The sequence below is a fragment of the Raoultibacter timonensis genome (assembly GCF_022845715.1).
In the GTDB taxonomy this organism is placed as follows: domain Bacteria; phylum Actinomycetota; class Coriobacteriia; order Coriobacteriales; family Eggerthellaceae; genus Raoultibacter; species Raoultibacter timonensis.
In genome coordinates, this window is record NZ_AP025564.1 from 3,472,233 (window position 1) to 3,488,273 (window position 16,041).

Here is a 16,041-nt window from a genome sequence, read left to right on the forward strand (position 1 = left end):
ACGGGCGGTGTAAGATACCTTATCGAGATAAGTTCTCAATAAGAGACGAGACCCAATAACAACAGAGGAGAGCTCAATGACTATGAAGGTACGCGACGCCATTCCTACGCCCGACAACTCCACCAACTTCAGCATCGCAAGCGACAGCAAGACCGTTGTCGGCTCCACGCTCGACAACCTGAAGGCCGCTATCGCCGGCGAGACCGGCGCTTCCGCCAAGTACACCGCCTTCGCGAAGGCCGCCAAGGAGCAGGGCTACGATCAGATCGCGCGCCTGTTCGAGGCAACCGCTGCCGCCGAGCAGATCCACATCGGCCTCGAGTACGGCCTCGTATCGCAGATAGACCCCGACTACGAGAAGCCCTCTGCCGACGCCCCCGCAGCCGAGGCGAGCGACCTCAACCTCATCTCCGGCGCCTGCGGCGAGATCTACGAGACCTCCGACATGTACCCCGCATTCATCAAGAAGGCTCAGGAAGAGGGAGAAACCAAGGCGGTGCAGGTTTTCACCCGCGCCAAGCTCGCCGAATCCGTACACGCCGAGCGCTACCTCGATGCGTACAACAACCTCGACGCAGCCGATGACGACACCTTCTACCTTTGCCCCATCTGCGGCTACATCCACAAGGGCGAAGATTTCGAGAAGTGCCCCATCTGCTTTGCGCCCAAGGACAAGTTCACCGCTTTCTAAGCCGCAAACGACAGAACACCCCGAGCGGCTCCGCAACTCCTGCGGGGCCGCTTTCGTTTCTGCACCTTGTTGCGCTACACTAGATGCTTCGAAATGAGAAAGCCAGGTAGCAATGCAGCAAGAAAACACGCCTTCACCCGTTATCGATGCGATCCTGAAGCACAATCGCGCCTTCGTGGACGAGAGGGCATACGAGCGCTATCGCACTGACAAGTACCCCGACAAGAAGCTCGCCATCGTCACGTGCATGGACACGCGCCTCACCGAGCTTCTTCCGGCGGCGCTCGGCCTGAAAAACGGCGATGCGAAAATCATCAAGGTGGCGGGCGCCGAAGTGGCTCACCCGTTCGGCAGCGTCATGAGGTCGCTCCTCATCGCCGTATGCGAGCTCGGCGTCGAAGACGTCATGATCGTCGCCCATACGAGCTGCGGAGCACAGCATATGGACGGCGCATCTATGATCGCGGCCATGGAGGAACTGGGGGTCGAAGACGATCGCATCAAGCTCGCACAGCGCTGCGGCGTCGACTTCAACCGCTGGCTGGCAGGATTCGGCGATACCGAGAAAGCGGTGAGGGAAAGTGTGGCGATGGTGCGGGAGCATCCGGTCATGCCTGCGCGCATCCGCGTGAGCGGATGGATCATGGATTCGGAAACGGGCGAGATAACCCAGGTCGATTGCTAGGCGATACTCGGTTCGACTGACTCTACAAGGTCCATGAGCTCTTCGCGCGAATGCACGTTGAGCTTCTGGTACACATGTCTTATGTGGGTCCGCGCTGTCTCCTTGCTGACGACGAACGTATCGGCGATGTATTGCGCCGACCGCCCGCGCGCCATCGCCACGAGCACATCCTGCTCGCGCGGCGTTAGGCCTCCCTGCTCCACAAGATCGGCTATCCGACGGGCAAAAGCATCGGAAGACGTTCCCTTTTTCGCCTCGGTCTGTTCAGGATCGTCGTTGTAGCGCTCGGTCAAAATCGGCGTAAACTCGAACACGAAAAGCAGCAGCAAACCAATCGCCAAGACAAGCTCGTACGCGATGAGGGGAGCTTCCGTATCGGCAACCGTTTGGCCGATCCGTGTTGACAAATGGTTCATCGCAAGAAACAGCAGCCATCCGACCGAAAAAAGCCGCAACGGCGACATGGTTTTCGCAGGCGTCGAGAACATCGTCCAAATATAGGCGAAGAGCAGCATGCGCGTCATCGTCATGGTGACGATGTTCATCGTGCTCCAATTTGCAGACAGCACCGCCGATAGATACAGGGAAACGGCAAGCAGCGCCAAAATGGTGAGCCGGTAAAATCCCATATTGTTGCCGCGCAGGTAGCGCACACCGACGAAAACCACGATTGCGGCCACAAGGATGCCCGCATCAACGGCTAACCCCGAGGCCACAAGCATCGTACCCACCCCGTCAACCTGAGCATGCAACGACGAGCCGCCCACTTGGATACCGCCCATGACCACGGCGTAAAGGCCTATCGAAGTAAAGGAGAGCCACGCGGGAACCACACCGCGATACTCTTCGATCGCCTGCACCTGCTCTTCGGCGCCGAACCGCTTCGCAGCAATACGCAGCAATACGGGCGATGCTGCGCAAACGAGGGCGATTACGATTGCGAGGGCAACATCGACAAGGGCTTTTGTCAGAACGTCGAACGCAATCACGATGAGCAACGAAACCGCCAGACAGAGTGAAGACGTTTTCGCACCGCGGGGTATGAGAAAAACCGCCCACGCAATCAGAAGAAACGATGAGCCGAAACCGAGGATAAGACCTCCGATTTTTGACAGTTCGCCGCTCGGCCCGAATCCCAGCATGCCCGAGAACAGCGCCAGAACCCCGAGCACGTTCACCAATCCGTCAACAACGAGAAACGGCACCGATTCGATCCACCGTGCCGCGAACCCCGAGCATACGAGCGCAAGCAGGAACGCAGCCATGATCGTAATGCCGCCCGTCAGGGGATCGTCGCTCGTCATGATCGCGAACGTATCAACCGATATGCGGCTGCTGATGCTCGACCCCTCGCCGAACAGGATCAAGCAGGCAGCGAGGCCTGCCGCAGAGAGCATGAACCATCGGTTCTTCAGCACCGCCATCGTATCCACTATACTCTCCCGCACTAAACTCGAAGCGCCCCGACAGCGCTCGCTCATCACCCTTGCTTCGTGCTTGGAGTATAGCAGACTACGCTCGCATATCCCTGGTTCCATCCCGTCGCCGATCCCTCGCATGAACGCTCCTCGTGCAAAGCGTCGGGGCCGCATTGCGGCCCCGACGCTTCCCGGTTCAGCGCCAACGCCTAAGCAGGTGCACCGCCGCCCGCGGGAGCACCGCCGCCCGATCCCGCCGCCTGATCCTCGTCGGGATTCGCTTCCTTCCATGTCTTGTAAATCGATTCGTATTCGGTACCGCTCGCATCCGCAGCAGCCGCCTGCTCGCCGGCAACGCGACCGAACGTAAGGCAGAGAGAGTGCGAAAGTCCGCATACGATCGTCGGGTAATCGATTGCAAAGCGCATACCCTGCACATTGCCCGCCATCCAGAGTCCGGGTATGGGATTGCCCCATTGATCGATGACCTCGGCTTTATCGGTACCCTTCAGGCCCCCCATGGTGAGCATGAACGCCCATTGCCCGCTGCTGCTGTAGAAGTAAGGCGGATTCTCGACCGGCCATAGGCGTTTAGCCTGCTTGCCGAAGTCCGCATCGTAGCCGTCATGAGCAAAGCCGTTGTAGCGGTCGAGCGTCTCCTGGAGCACCGCCGCATCCACATGAATACCTTCGGCAAGCTCCTCGACGGTCCAGGCATGCGCCATCCTGACGCCCTGCTCGGTAAGCATTGCCTCTATGGTTTCCCTGTCTCCCGTTTCCATGGCGGCATTCCATGCGTCTATGTCGCCGGAGAAGCTCATCTGCGCACCGTGCGTCGGCGAAGACCACTTCATCTGCTCGGGATATTTTGCATCGGCAATCTGCCAGAACACGAGCTGCGGTTGCTCTTCAGCCAAATTGGAAAACGACTGACCGGGAATATCTTCGTTGGTGAAGCGCCGGCCGTTGATATCCACGAGCAAAAACGGATCGGAGCCGAGGTTGCCCGGAGTACCGTGCGCCATATACGCATGGGGAATCGCCTGCATCATGCCGCCGACCCACATACCCATAAGGTGCCCGTCTCCGACGTTGCTCGTAGATGGGTACACGTTGGTTTTCTGCGAGAGTTCGAGCTGACTCGGGCACCACGCCTGCATCATATCGACGTTGTGGCCGTAGTCGCCGGTAGCGAGAATAACCCCCTTCGCGCCAGTGAACTTGATGTAGCTTCCGTCACTCGTTTCGGCGATCACGCCGGTTACGCGTCCCGACGCGTTGTCGGCGCCACGAACCAGCTGACGACCGCGATGCTCGTAGAAAAACTCGGCCCCGTGCTCTTTCGCATACGCTTCGAGTTCGCCGATCGCTCCCGGAAATCCGCCATTCATGCCCGATTCGACGCCCTCGGGAACCGTGAACTCCAGTTGGTTGCAGAATTGAGGAAACCACTCGCCGTCAACCGGGTCGTATTCGACCTCCATCGGCCAACGGGGAATTTCGATACCGTAGCCCTTCGGTTCGAGCATCGTTTTGTACCACCAGTCGAAGTCCGACCCGGAACGCTCGCCCCAGACGCGGTACAACCGCTGGTCGGTGCGATTGCCCGCATAGCGCTGCAGTGCTAGGCACATGTCGTTTATATCCTGCTCGCTTGCCTCAAGACCGTTTTCGATTTGGAACGACGAATTGACCGTTCCGATATCCTGGCCACGTGTTTGGTACGTATTGAGCGTTTCGAGAACCGCCACCGATGCGCCGTTTTCTGCCGCAGTCGCTGCAGCCGCGAGGCCCGCAAGACCAGCCCCGACGACGATAACGTCGAAGCTCTTCTCTTCGGCGATATCGGTTATGACTTTCGGAATAGCGCACCAGGTAGCCGTTTCGGGCGTGCCCGATGGAGCTCCCACCGGAAGCTCCACCGTTTTCTCTGCGGCATCGGCAACCTCTGCTGAGTTCGACGTACCGCTCGGCGCACACCCCGCAAGACCCATACCCGCGGCAACCGCCGCCGTAGCACCGAGCCCCAAAAACGCACGCCTGTTCATTTCGATCGATTTCATTTCTTTCCCCTTCCGCTTGTTCGCTCCAAGCATCCTTAGAGACTGCTTTTCGTCGACGCCCATCGGGTACCGCCTTCGAAGCGGGATATTCTTCGAAAGGAGGAGGGATCGGGATCGGCAGCATCCCGATGAGCGCATCGACAGAACCGATGCTACGGGCGGGATGGCAAACGGGCATCACCCGTACTGGCAGAAATCGACAAAAATTAAGCGGAAAGAAATCACCCAGGATGGAGTAGATGCCGTCTACCTCATGGGTTGGGAATTCGGTGATCAGGCATTTCAAAAACGCAGCGCACAAGCCGCCGCCCTCGCTACTCGATCTCCTCGATCCACACGCGAGCTACCCTGCCCCCCGCGATTTCGAGTTTGGCCACGCTTGGAAACGAACCTCCGCGCGGAAAGGTTACCGACCCCGGACAGACGATGTAATCGGCGGGCCGAGCCTCTTTCCCGGCGACGATTTCGGGGATGTGGGTGTGCCCGTGCACGCATACCCGAGGGATGGGATCTCCCGGCGCTATGCCCGGACCGCCGTTCCACCCGATGCGGACATCGCTCGGATAGTGCGCCACGAGAAACCTCACGCCCCCGATAACGGGATGGGCGAACCGCTGCACCCTTGCACCGTACTCGTCGAAATCGTTGTTGCCGAGCACCGCCGTTACCGGAGCGAGCGCCTCAAGACTGTGCAGTACCCCGGGCAAGCCGATATCGCCGGCATGGATGATGTGATCGCACTCGGCGAACGCCACGAGCGCAGCGTTCGTCAACCGCCCGTGCGTATCCGAGATGATGCCGACCAGTATGGTGTCCGCCTTGTCGATCATGCGCCTTCCGTTCGGGATTCTGCTGCCGTTTGCACGCCATGCGAGATGCCGTGTGAACCCATTGTAACAAGACAGTGACCGTTGCCCCGTATCCGTTGACCGCCGTTTGCGTGCGCGATATACGTAAAGGTGTACAAAGCTCGCGGGCACAGACACACTGAACAGAAGCGATGCCATTTGATGCAGCCCGCCTCGAGAGAATGGAGATGATCGCAATGTTGTTGCCAGCAAGAAGAACCAGGGATTTCATCGACGGACTGATGCTCGACCCGTTCGAGACGTTTCTCGACAATGCAACCGCCCTCGCCAAGCCGGCGCCCACCCTCATGAAAACCGACATCAAGGAAACCGATGCGGGCTTTGAGCTCACCATCGACCTCCCGGGCTTCAAGAAGGATGACGTCACCGCCGAACTCAAAGACGGGTACCTTTCCATCAGTGCGGCGACGAGTTCCGAGCACGAAGAGAAGAGCGAGGAAGGCACCTTCATCCGCAAGGAGCGCTTCAGCGGAAAATGCAGCCGCAACTTCTACGTGGGCGAGGACATCTCGGAAGACGACATCAAAGCGAAGTTCGAAGACGGTCTTTTGAAGATCGCCGTTCCGAAAAAGGAGCAGCCAAAGATAGAAGAGACCAAAAAGGTTATCGCGATCGAAGGATAATCGCCGTAATCCCGAAAAAAGCAAGCACCATGGGCCACGCTATCGCAGCGTGGCCCTTCTCGTAGAATGCGCAGTCCCATCACTCGATGCTTTCACGTACCTCGGTGATGAGCTCTTCTTTGGAGTGGATGCCCATTTTTTTGTAAATATGTCGTACGTGCGTGTCGATCGTCGACTGTGCGATATAAAGCTCGTTGCGAATATAGGGCAACGAATAGCCTTGCGACAGATAGGTGAGGATCTCGCGCTCGCGGTTGGTGAGCTGGTAGCGCTCCGCCACCCCATCGCATGCTGCTTCGAGGGCGTCGGTGCCACTCGATTTTACCTGCTGCGCCCGATCTTCGAGCGTGAATGCAAGACGATCTTGGATGGCGATCGAGCCCATCACAAGCACGATGAGAACCGCCAAAGCCACCGCAAAAACGCCATGGTACGACCACGAGTCGGAAACGGAAGCCATTGCCAGCGGTGTTAGCAATATCCCCAAAAGGAATCCCACCTCAAGGAAAAATCTTCCCAACCCGAACACCTTGTGAGCTGGAGCGTGCGCCCTCTTGGATAACTCGGCAAAATACACGAACGTCAGTAAATTGAGCAGCGCCTGTGCGGCGAACACCACCAAACAGGCCACGAGCGCCGACGCAACGCCCGGAACGAACAGCAGAGCGAAAGCCGTTGCGATCAGCGGCAACACCCACCGGTACAGCGTTGCGAGGTTAAGCGAGCGGGAAAACCTCGTCATGTACACCATCAGCAATACGGCAACCGCAGTCCCCGACAAAACGGAAGCCTCGAACAAGTTATGGGGCAACGGCACGGTTCCGCTGTTCACCATGCTCCAAAACAACGAGACAACCGTCGTCGCCCCCACGATTCCCAGTCCGATTCTCACAAACCCCAGTACATTGAACTCGCTGCGAGAAACCGCGTCGTCCCCGCTTTCCGCTTCGCCGCCTTTCGCACTGCGGCTCCTGAGGCAAAGAATCGAGAAAAACGGGAGGCACACGATGAACACGATCGCAATCGATGTTGGCACAACGAGTACGCACGCATAACAGCCGAACGCGAGCATGAGAGAATACGCTGCAGAGCGCTCGATACGCTGCATATCGAGCTTCGTGTAGTACGAACCCCATAAAACCGTGAACGCCGCCATGCCCAACGACGATACGGCGCCGCCAAACAGCTGCATACCGAAAACAAGCTCGGATTCGGACCAGAGCGAGAGCGCGAGCATTGCCGTGCCGACCACCATTCCAGCAAGCGCCAGCATCTGTGCGATATCGACGACCCTTTCGCTCCGGAAGGGATCCTTCGCCAGCGAAAGCGCTAGCAATCCAACAGGAGTACCCACCATGGACGCCAACCAAAACGTTCCGAGATTCGAGGCATCGTCGTTGGTGAACGTGCCGGTGAATATGATCGACAAGCCCCACGCGACAATGAATCCCCATCCGAGATCAGCCGCATGGCGTTTCGGCAACAGGACGCCCGAGCCGCTTCGGTGCTCTTTGTTTCGTAGCCGCATCACACACCTCCTCACCCGATCATTGTATGCCACGCAAGTACGTTTTCTTTATCACGTGAATCACGTGATATTGGAAATCAGGGCATCTCCCCGATAGCCGATCCTCCATCCGCACGATACGGTCGGTACGAACGGTCCGCCCAGCGGACATCATTCAGGGAATAGGGAGGAATCATGAAAACGAATATCACACGACGCCACTTCCTTGCCGGAAGCATAGCCGCCGGAGCATTGGCGGCAACGGCAGGCCTTGCCGGCTGCTCTCAGCCCGCAGCCTCGGGCTCAGACGATTCTGGAAACCAATCGGCTGCTACGGCTTCGAACGACGTGCACTCTTGGGAGATCTATCCTGGAGACATCGACGAAGCAAGCGTCACCGAAACCATCGAGAGCGACGTCGTCATCATCGGACTCGGCGCTTCGGGCACCTACGCAGCCGCGTCGGCAATCGAAAACGGCCTTTCCGTCGCTGTGCTCGAGCGCAACGATACGTTCAATGCCAACGGCGGATCACATTTCGTGTTCAACTCCGCTGCGCAGCGCGAACTTGGACAGGAGGTGGATGTCGAGCTTGCGGTGAAAGACTTTCTCAATATAGCCAACGACAAAGTTGACGGAAACGCTGTCTGGACGTGGGCGAAACGGTCGGGCGAGGCGGCCGATTGGTTCGCCGAAATCGTTGAGCCGTACGGGCTGCACCCGGTGCTGCAGCATTCCGACAACGAGCCCATCACGAAAATCTATCCAGGCACGATTCTGTTTATCGGCGGAGAAAACGAGCCGACTGACGGCATCGACAACGATCCGTACAATGGAGATCTCGGCCTCGGTTTCGTTCCGGAAATCGATTTGCTCAAAGCGCTTCTCGAGCACGTTCAATCCAAAGGCGCGAACGTGTATTTCAAGCATGTGTCCGAACAGCTGGTAAAAGACGAAGCCGGGCGCATTATCGGCGTCATAGCGTCGGATGCCGACGGTTCGTACAAGAAGTTCACGGCAACAAAGGGCGTAGTCATCGCCACGGGAACCTACGATCAAGATCCGGAGATGCACGCGCACTTCTGCCCCACCATCGCAAACAACCCGTGCGGGGACGAGGTGCCTCTGTTCAACATGGGGGATGGCTCGGGCATCAAGCAGGCTCTTTGGGCGGGCGCAGCCATGCAGGCGAGCGGCGACCATCCGCCTATGATGTTCTGGGGATCGACCAACTGCATCAAGAACGTGCTGGTCAACAAGCTCGGTAAGCGCTTCATCGACGAAACAGCCGGCCAATCGAATATGGCGGCCGCCCAGTTCAATCAACCGGGCGCCCAGATGTGCGCTCTATGGAACGCGGCGTACGCCGAGCAGCTGCCCGCCATATCGTATCGAGCCGACGATCCGTCATGGACGGCAACGCCCGAGCAGTTCCTTGCCAAGTGGGAAGCACTCGTCGAACAGGGCATCTTCATGAAAGCCGACACGCTCGACGAGATCGCCGCAGCTTACGGCCTTCCCGCCGATGCACTTGCCGAAACAGTCGAGGAGTACAACGGCTACTGCGCAGCAGGCGTCGACGAGGCGTTCCATAAGAAGGCCGAGGAGCTCCATGAGCTGACAGGCCCCTATTTCGCTACGTTCTACACATGCCCAGCCTCGCTTGCCTCTATGGGAGGACTGCACGTCAATGCGCGCTGCGAAGTACTCGACGCAGAAGACCAACCGCTTGAGGGCCTGTACGCCATCGGGTTGGCGGCAGGCGATTTTTACGCCAACCAGTACAGTACCCGCTTCGCAGGGAACAGCCTCGGCCGCTGCATGACGTTCGGCTACCTCGTCGGACGCCAGCTTGCGGGCCTCGAATAGCCGCTAGGGCAAGGGCCTCGAGACGCACGCCCAAACCGCACCCAGCACTTCCAGGAAGGACGGCATTGCACGCGATGCCGTCCTTCCTGCCTTTATCCGTTAACCCGCAATCCGCGCATCGGAATCGCCACGGATGCGCCGTCGGAGTATAGTGGTAGCGGTAGCTCATACGGCAACACCGCGAAAGCAAGGACGGATATATGGCGCACAGCGAAACGGAACGGGCCATCGAAGGGTTCAGGGAGCTGATTGCCGCAGCACCGCCCGCCAGCGTCGTGTTCTTCGGGGGTGCGGGCGTATCCACCGAAAGCGGCATCCCCGACTTCCGCAGCCCCGACGGCCTGTACGTGCAGAAGTACCCTTACCCCGCGGAAACCATGATCAGCCGGAGCTTCTTCGACGAGCATCCGTCCGAGTTCTTCGACTTCTACTGCAACCGCATGGTATTCACCGATGCCGAGCCGAACCAAGCTCATCGCAAGCTCGCCGAACTCGAATGCGAGGGCACTATACGGGCTGTGATCACCCAGAACATCGATGGGCTCCATCAGGCGGCAGGGAGCAAGGCCGTTCGCGAACTCCACGGCAGCGTGCTCCGCAATTATTGCATGAACTGCGGAATGTCCTATTCGGCAGACGAGGTGCTCACCCTGCACGCCCTCGATGACGACGGCATCCCCCGCTGCCCTGCGTGCGCGGGTATCGTGAAGCCCGATGTCGTGCTCTACGAAGAGCCGCTCGACGAACGCGTGCTGCGGGCGTCGATCGAAGCCATCGCGCAGGCGGGTATGCTCGTCGTTGCCGGTACTTCGCTTGCGGTCTATCCGGCAGCCGGCCTCATCGACTATTTCCGCGGATCGCACCTCGTCATCATCAACCGCTCTCCCACCCCGCGCGATCGGCAGGCAGATCTCTGCATCGCTGCAAACGTTGGAGACGTATTCGATTTCTAGGAGGATTCATGCAGCACGAAACCATCGGCGCCCCGACGCTCGCCAGCAATCGGGAAAGCCGCCCACAGCCCATCCTGCACGACGTCAAGCAAGTGAGCGACGGATGGATCAAGAAATACGAGCTTACCTATGCCATGCCCGACGGGAGCCTCTACTCCTACGAATCGGTTTCCCGCAAAAACGCCGAAACCTATCGACGGGAGCTCGAACGCGCAGGATCGGGAGAGCAGCAAGCCGATGCCATCTGCATCGTGGGCCGCACGCCCGATAACGAGCTCGTGCTCATTCGCGAGTTCCGCTATCCGCTGAACAGCTGGTGCATCGCCTTTCCCGCAGGCCTTATCGAAGCGGGCGAAGATCTCGAAGACTGCCTTGAGCGAGAGCTTCGCGAAGAAACGGGATACGGATTCCATCTCATCGATGGGAAACCGAAGTTTCACGCGCTGCCCCAAGCCGGTTATTCGTCGACGGGGCTTTCGGAAGAGAGCGTTCAGGTCGTGTTCGCCTTCGTCGAAAAGCAAAGAGATCCCGAGCCGGAACCCTCGGAGTTCATCGAAGTGTTTACGCTGCCCATCGCCGATGCGGCGCGCTTTCTCGAAGAGAACGAGACCCCGATCGGAACGCGATGCCAGCTCATTCTGGAATCGTTCGCCCGCGATGCACGCGACGCTTTGCAGCGCTGCTGAGCCTGCGTACTCCGGTTTCGGAAGGACCCGGTACTGCGGCCGTTTTTACGCAATACCGGGTTCCCTCATCGGAATGCCGTGCGGCGGTGCGCCCGCAAGGAAGCTACCCGATTCCCATCGGCCGCCTAGCGGTTTATCACCTGGATATGCAGGCCTTCCATCACGTCGAATGCTTTGTCTTGCAACTCTTTATCGAACGAATCGGTACATGCGGCATCGACGATGATCGGCACTTCGGGGCATGCCGTCTTGGCAAGGACCGCATTCGCAATCACGCAGATGTTTGAAACGAGTCCCACGAACTCGATGCTTTCGAACGGCTTCGTACCCACCTCGTCGGCAACCTTCTGCATGGCGACAAGACGGCCGAACAGCTCCTTCGAGCCGAACGTCGGCTTTTCGAATACCGGATCGCACGCCTTTACCCGCTCGGCGACCATACCGAAAAGTTCGGCGCCCGGCGTTCCTTCGATGCAATGCTCGACGGGCAGATTGGCTCCCTCGAGCGTATCGAGGTAGTCGCGCCCGTGCATGTCGAGGGTAAAGGCAATCTCATCGCCGGCCTCGCGGTAGGCGTCGATCTTGGCAGCGATGCGTTCGTCGAGCATCTCAGCTCCGGAAAAGCCCAACGCCCCATCGACGAAATCATTTTGGTAATCAACAACTATCAGCAGTTTCTTCATGCCCGTTCCTTATACGCGCTCAAAACGATCCGGTACCTTCACGCCAGCCGTCAGACCAGCTTGGCGATAAGGGTACCATACTCCTCTTGAATGCGTTCGTACGCGGACATGATCGGCGCGCAAACGTGCCTCACTTCTTCCATAATGGCATCGTATTCGCCGATGAGCACCGATGCTACCGTGCGGTCGATCAATCCCTCGCTTGCCATATCGCCTACGATCGAGACTACGCGTTTTCTGCCGTACGCCTCCTTGTAGCTCCTGGTGCCCGCAAGCGCACTCACGATATCGGCCACCGCAACGATGCGTTCGAGCTCGGTCAGATCGGAGGCGGCCAGCCCATGGGGGTAGCCCGACCCGTCGAGCTTTTCGTGATGCCGAAGCGCGATGCGGGCAACTTGAGGGCATACGCATCCGTCGATGATGCGCTCGGTAAGTTCGACGTGGGTTCGCATGATCGCCTGCTCGGCTTCCGTAAGCTTGCCGGGCTTCTCGAGTATTTCAAGGGGAACGCCGATCTTGCCGAGGTCGTGGACCAATCCCCCATTGTAGATGGCGCCGAGATCCTCGTCGGCAACACCGAGTCGAAGCGCAAGGGAAAAAGCGATTTGCGCCGTCGTCATCGTGTGGGCAACGGTATGCCGGCTTCGAAAATCAATCACGTGCACGAGCATCTCGAGAAAGGACGGGGCGTCGACATCGATGATGGGATACGCGGCAAGAGCCCGCCCGACGCTTGCGTTCTCAGCTATGCGGCTCTCCAGGTCAAACACCTCGTCCGCAGCGCAGAACAGCTCGACAGCCTCTGAGTCGAGCAGATGCCCCGCACCCTGCCTGAGGCGCGCATGCAGCTTTTGGCGAGAAGCATCGGGGAACTCAAGGGCAAACACATCGGCCCGATCCGCAACATGGAGGATTTTGGCTACATGGGCGATCGTCGGTTCGACCCCATCGAACGCATCGCAGGGTGCATGGTGGTAGAGAACCGCTTCGGCCATGCGGGAGAGCGGGGAGAGTTCTCTGAGGAACAAGTATCCGTATGCCGAATGCTCCCATACCGTTTCGGTTTCGAAGTCGACCATGCGATCGATCTCTTCGGTCCGGTACGCCCCGATATCGTGGAACAGCGCGATCAGAAACGCATCGCGGCGATCTTCCGGCCCGAACGAACGATCGAGGTCGAGCATCGCGTCAACGTACACCGCCACACGTAACCCATGATCGACCAACCGCACGTCGACAAGGTTGAGCGCTCGCTGCACCATAACGGCAACAGCGAGCGATCGGGGCGTGCTCCCAGCAACCGAAGCGCTTGTGCTCATCGGCCGTTCAACTTGGCAATGGTCTTCGACGCTTTCGCCATCTGGGTTTCCACATCAAGCTCGACAACGTCGAGACCCTCCGCTGCAACGAAACGCGTTTCGGGAATGCCGAACATGGTCGCAATGCCGCTAAGGTACTCGTATCCGAAATTCGCCCCCTCGACGAAACCGCCGCACGAGGTGATGTAGGTGAGCGATTTCGCCTTGCACAAGCCCTCGGCCCTCCCCTGTTCGCTGTAGTGGAATGCGATGTCGCAAACCGAAACGTACTCGATGTACGTCTTGAGCGCAGCAGGAAACGACAGATCCCAATACGGCGCCCCGATAACGATCTCATCGGCCGCGGCAAACTGCTTTGCGAGGTCGAACACGGGATCGTCCCACGCTCCCGCCTTCTGCAGATCGGCTCGGCGACCAGCCGCTTCGCCGTCAAACGGCACAAGAGCGAGCTTCCCCAGATCGACTTCGACGACATTTTCCTTTTCGGCGAGGTATTCGCGGCACAGCTTGAGCGTACGCGACTTCTCGCCCCTCATGCAGGCGTTGACAAACAGGATCGTTGACATGAAACCCCCTAGAAAGTAAAGCCGCCCAAGGCGGCGGATCTCTTATGCGCCTATCATAGCAGAACGGCGGTTGCGCGAGTCGGTGCCCGAAGGCAAAAAAACGCTCCTGCAACCGTTGGGTGCAGGAGCGTTTTGCCGAGTTTTTTCGATCCGCCGAAGCCTATGCTATCTTCTCGAATTCTTCGTGATGGCAGTTCGGGCATGGGGGCAATTGATCATCATCGCTTTTCAGCTCGACGACTTGCCCGCAATTCAGGCACCTATACGATCCCTTTCCGGGCTTCTCTCCGGTTTTGTACACCATGGTGTTCTCCTTTCTTTGGACGGACCCCGCCCTCAGACGGGGTCCGGTATCGAAAAGCGCCGAGGCGAACCCGACGCTGGGTTTGCCTTGCCGGGCTACGCCGCCGCGCTTTGGGGCTTGTCGTTACCACCCTGCTTCTGCCTGTACTCGTCGCGAGTCATGACATCGACCACATGCACGGTCATCTCCTCGACGTCGAGGCCAGTCATTTCCTTGATGCTCTTGCCGACGACCTTCTTGATGCGGTCGAACACCTCGACGGCCGATTTGCCGTACTCGAGGATGACCGAGAGATCGACCGAAACGCGCTCGTCGTCTTCGACGTCGGCGTTGACCCCCTTGGTGCGGTCGTTGCCGCCGAGACCCTCCTGGATGGTGGAGAGCAGATTGCCCTTCATCTCGACGATGCCGTCGATCTTCTGCGTCGCATACGCCGCGATCTTCTCGACGACTACCTCGTCGATAACGAGCTTGTAGTCAGGTTCGGCTGACGATGCGGCTCCCCCGCTCGGGTTCATGGTGTTGTTCGCGGTGTTCACGGTGCTCGTTGCTTCCTGTGTCATTGCTGACTCCTTTCACGGATGATTGCCTATGCCTTAATCCAACCGATCGATGATGCTTTTGACGGTGGCAGCCGTTCTGCGGTCGCCGTCTTTGTAGCGCCCGTACAGAACGCCTGCGGATATGAACACTGCCAAAAGCAGGGTTGGCCAAAAACCGATGATGAGAAAACCCGCCGCTAAAAGCAGGCCGACCGAAGCGCAGACAACCTGGTTGCGGTGCGCTCGGTAATAAGAGAACCATGCCCGCTTCGCATTGGGGAACATTTCCTCGTTGCGCTCCTGCTCTGCAGGCGCTTCCTGCGGCGCCGATGACTTCTGCGCCGTATCGGCGCTCTTCAGATCGGGCGCCAGCGAGGTGTCGGGGTATCCGAACCGATCGGGCATCGTCTGGGTTGACGGAGCCGCCGAAGACGGCGCCCATGTTGCTGTTTGTGCCATGGAAAACCTCCTATCTCGCCATTGCGGCAGCCGTGTTAAGGGATGCTCCCTCGGAACCGGCGACCGCCTCGTCCGCCATTTCCTCCGCAGTCAGAACGCGCGCGGGATGCGGAGCTCGGGCAGGCTGTTGGGGCAGTTGGGGCTGATACGATTGCACCGACGCAGCTCCTGCGCCCTTGGCCGCGTAAGCCGATTCGACCTTGGTGAAGGAAATGCGCAGCCTGTCGAGCGGGTGCCCCGTCAGCGCGTTCACCGCGGTCGTCACCTCGTTGGTGAGCGTAGTGCCCAGCTGCTCCAGCATGCCGCTGCGACCGGGATCCACCTTGATGCGCAGGCGCAGTTTCGGATCGCGCTTGCCGACGATCTTCATGCGAACGTCCTTGGCGGCAAGCCCCCGATGGGCTTCGATGGTATTGCGCGCCGTCGAGACTATCGCATCGCGCGAGATGTCGACTTCGCCGTCTTCGCGTTCGATGCGCAGTCTCGACGACGTTCTCGGAGCCGCGATCGCCCACACGAGCAAGGCGATCGTACCGACGAGCACGATGCCGAGCAGCACGGCCTCGACGATGAAGAACCACTGCTGGCCTGCTAGCCAACCGATCGCCGGCATAACCGGATCCCAGGCGAACCAGAGCATCGCAAGAAAGCCGACACCGAGTATAGTCGCCATGGCGAACACAAACAGCGCCATGCGTTTGATCGTTCCCATACCGTCCTCTTTTCTCTTCGAACCGAAAGCCCGAAAGCTCTCGGCTGCGGTTAGATGATGTGTTTGATATCAATTACTTTATCAGTTAT

At 58.9% G+C, this 16,041-nt stretch carries 17 protein-coding genes; 6 read left to right on the forward strand and 11 right to left on the reverse strand.

Annotated elements, in window-relative coordinates; genetic code table 11:
- Nucleotides 1–76: 76 nt before the first annotated feature.
- Together ngr and MWL89_RS14205 are read left to right on the forward strand one after the other, a co-directional pair.
- Nucleotides 77–691 carry a nigerythrin gene (gene ngr, locus MWL89_RS14200; protein ID WP_425226275.1) on the forward strand — a complete coding sequence of 205 codons (615 nt, stop codon included), beginning with the start codon at nucleotides 77–79 and terminating at the stop codon, nucleotides 689–691.
- Nucleotides 692–803: 112 nt separating this feature from the next.
- Entirely contained in the window at nucleotides 804–1,376 is a 573-nt protein-coding gene (locus MWL89_RS14205) for a beta-class carbonic anhydrase (RefSeq protein WP_102379994.1), read from the forward strand.
- Here the strand turns inward: MWL89_RS14205 and MWL89_RS14210 are convergent.
- From MWL89_RS14210 to MWL89_RS14220, 3 genes are all read right to left on the reverse strand, one after another.
- Nucleotides 1,373–2,800 carry a response regulator transcription factor gene (locus MWL89_RS14210; protein ID WP_244412614.1) on the reverse strand — a complete coding sequence of 476 codons (1,428 nt, stop codon included), beginning with the start codon at nucleotides 2,798–2,800 and terminating at the stop codon, nucleotides 1,373–1,375. The genes MWL89_RS14205 and MWL89_RS14210 overlap by 4 nt on opposite strands.
- A gap of 203 nt (nucleotides 2,801–3,003) precedes the next feature.
- On the reverse strand, nucleotides 3,004–4,857 hold the full coding sequence (locus tag MWL89_RS14215) for an FAD-dependent oxidoreductase (RefSeq protein WP_244386896.1): 1,854 nt from the start codon (nucleotides 4,855–4,857) through the stop codon (nucleotides 3,004–3,006).
- Nucleotides 4,858–5,171: 314 nt separating this feature from the next.
- Nucleotides 5,172–5,687: a metallophosphoesterase family protein gene (locus MWL89_RS14220; protein WP_102379995.1), complete on the reverse strand. Its 516-nt coding sequence runs from the start codon at nucleotides 5,685–5,687 to the stop codon at nucleotides 5,172–5,174.
- A gap of 209 nt (nucleotides 5,688–5,896) precedes the next feature.
- On the opposite strand from MWL89_RS14220, the gene MWL89_RS14225 reads away from it, so the two are divergent.
- Nucleotides 5,897–6,349 (forward strand): Hsp20/alpha crystallin family protein, encoded by a 453-nt coding sequence (locus MWL89_RS14225; RefSeq protein WP_102380412.1) that lies wholly within the window; start codon nucleotides 5,897–5,899, stop codon nucleotides 6,347–6,349.
- 79 nt (nucleotides 6,350–6,428) lie between these two features.
- Here the strand turns inward: MWL89_RS14225 and MWL89_RS14230 are convergent, their stop codons facing one another.
- A complete protein-coding gene (locus MWL89_RS14230) occupies nucleotides 6,429–7,877 on the reverse strand; it encodes a helix-turn-helix transcriptional regulator (RefSeq protein ID WP_244386898.1) in 1,449 nt (482 codons plus the stop codon).
- Nucleotides 7,878–8,051: 174 nt separating this feature from the next.
- Between MWL89_RS14230 and MWL89_RS14235 the strand changes: the two genes are divergently transcribed.
- From MWL89_RS14235 to MWL89_RS14245, 3 genes are all read left to right on the forward strand, one after another.
- Nucleotides 8,052–9,725, forward strand: a complete 1,674-nt coding sequence (locus MWL89_RS14235; RefSeq protein ID WP_244386899.1) for an FAD-dependent oxidoreductase — start codon at nucleotides 8,052–8,054, stop codon at nucleotides 9,723–9,725.
- Between the two features lie 200 nt (nucleotides 9,726–9,925).
- A complete protein-coding gene (locus tag MWL89_RS14240) occupies nucleotides 9,926–10,678 on the forward strand; it encodes an NAD-dependent protein deacylase (protein WP_244386900.1) in 753 nt (250 codons plus the stop codon).
- Between the two features lie 8 nt (nucleotides 10,679–10,686).
- Nucleotides 10,687–11,364, forward strand: coding sequence for an NUDIX hydrolase (locus tag MWL89_RS14245; protein ID WP_244386902.1), 678 nt, complete (start codon nucleotides 10,687–10,689; stop codon nucleotides 11,362–11,364).
- Nucleotides 11,365–11,489: 125 nt separating this feature from the next.
- Here MWL89_RS14245 and MWL89_RS14250 read toward each other — a convergent pair whose 3' ends face one another.
- The 7 genes from MWL89_RS14250 to amaP form a co-directional block, all read right to left on the reverse strand.
- Nucleotides 11,490–12,047, reverse strand: a complete 558-nt coding sequence (locus MWL89_RS14250) for a cysteine hydrolase family protein (protein WP_102380000.1) — start codon at nucleotides 12,045–12,047, stop codon at nucleotides 11,490–11,492.
- A 50-nt stretch (nucleotides 12,048–12,097) separates the two neighbouring features.
- Nucleotides 12,098–13,369, reverse strand: a complete 1,272-nt coding sequence (locus MWL89_RS14255) for an HD-GYP domain-containing protein (RefSeq protein WP_244386903.1) — start codon at nucleotides 13,367–13,369, stop codon at nucleotides 12,098–12,100.
- Nucleotides 13,366–13,935 carry an NAD(P)H-dependent oxidoreductase gene (locus MWL89_RS14260; protein WP_102380001.1) on the reverse strand — a complete coding sequence of 190 codons (570 nt, stop codon included), beginning with the start codon at nucleotides 13,933–13,935 and terminating at the stop codon, nucleotides 13,366–13,368. The genes MWL89_RS14255 and MWL89_RS14260 overlap by 4 nt, the downstream gene beginning before the upstream one ends.
- Nucleotides 13,936–14,095: 160 nt before the next feature.
- Nucleotides 14,096–14,275, reverse strand: a complete 180-nt coding sequence (locus MWL89_RS14265) for a zinc ribbon-containing protein (protein ID WP_279611970.1) — start codon at nucleotides 14,273–14,275, stop codon at nucleotides 14,096–14,098.
- Between the two features lie 59 nt (nucleotides 14,276–14,334).
- Complete coding sequence (locus MWL89_RS14270) at nucleotides 14,335–14,802, reverse strand: Asp23/Gls24 family envelope stress response protein (RefSeq protein WP_102380003.1); 468 nt, start codon at nucleotides 14,800–14,802, stop codon at nucleotides 14,335–14,337.
- 33 nt (nucleotides 14,803–14,835) lie between these two features.
- Nucleotides 14,836–15,240, reverse strand: coding sequence for a DUF2273 domain-containing protein (locus MWL89_RS14275; protein ID WP_244386904.1), 405 nt, complete (start codon nucleotides 15,238–15,240; stop codon nucleotides 14,836–14,838).
- Between the two features lie 10 nt (nucleotides 15,241–15,250).
- Nucleotides 15,251–15,952, reverse strand: a complete 702-nt coding sequence (gene amaP, locus MWL89_RS14280; protein WP_244386907.1) for an alkaline shock response membrane anchor protein AmaP — start codon at nucleotides 15,950–15,952, stop codon at nucleotides 15,251–15,253.
- Nucleotides 15,953–16,041: the final 89 nt, after the last annotated feature.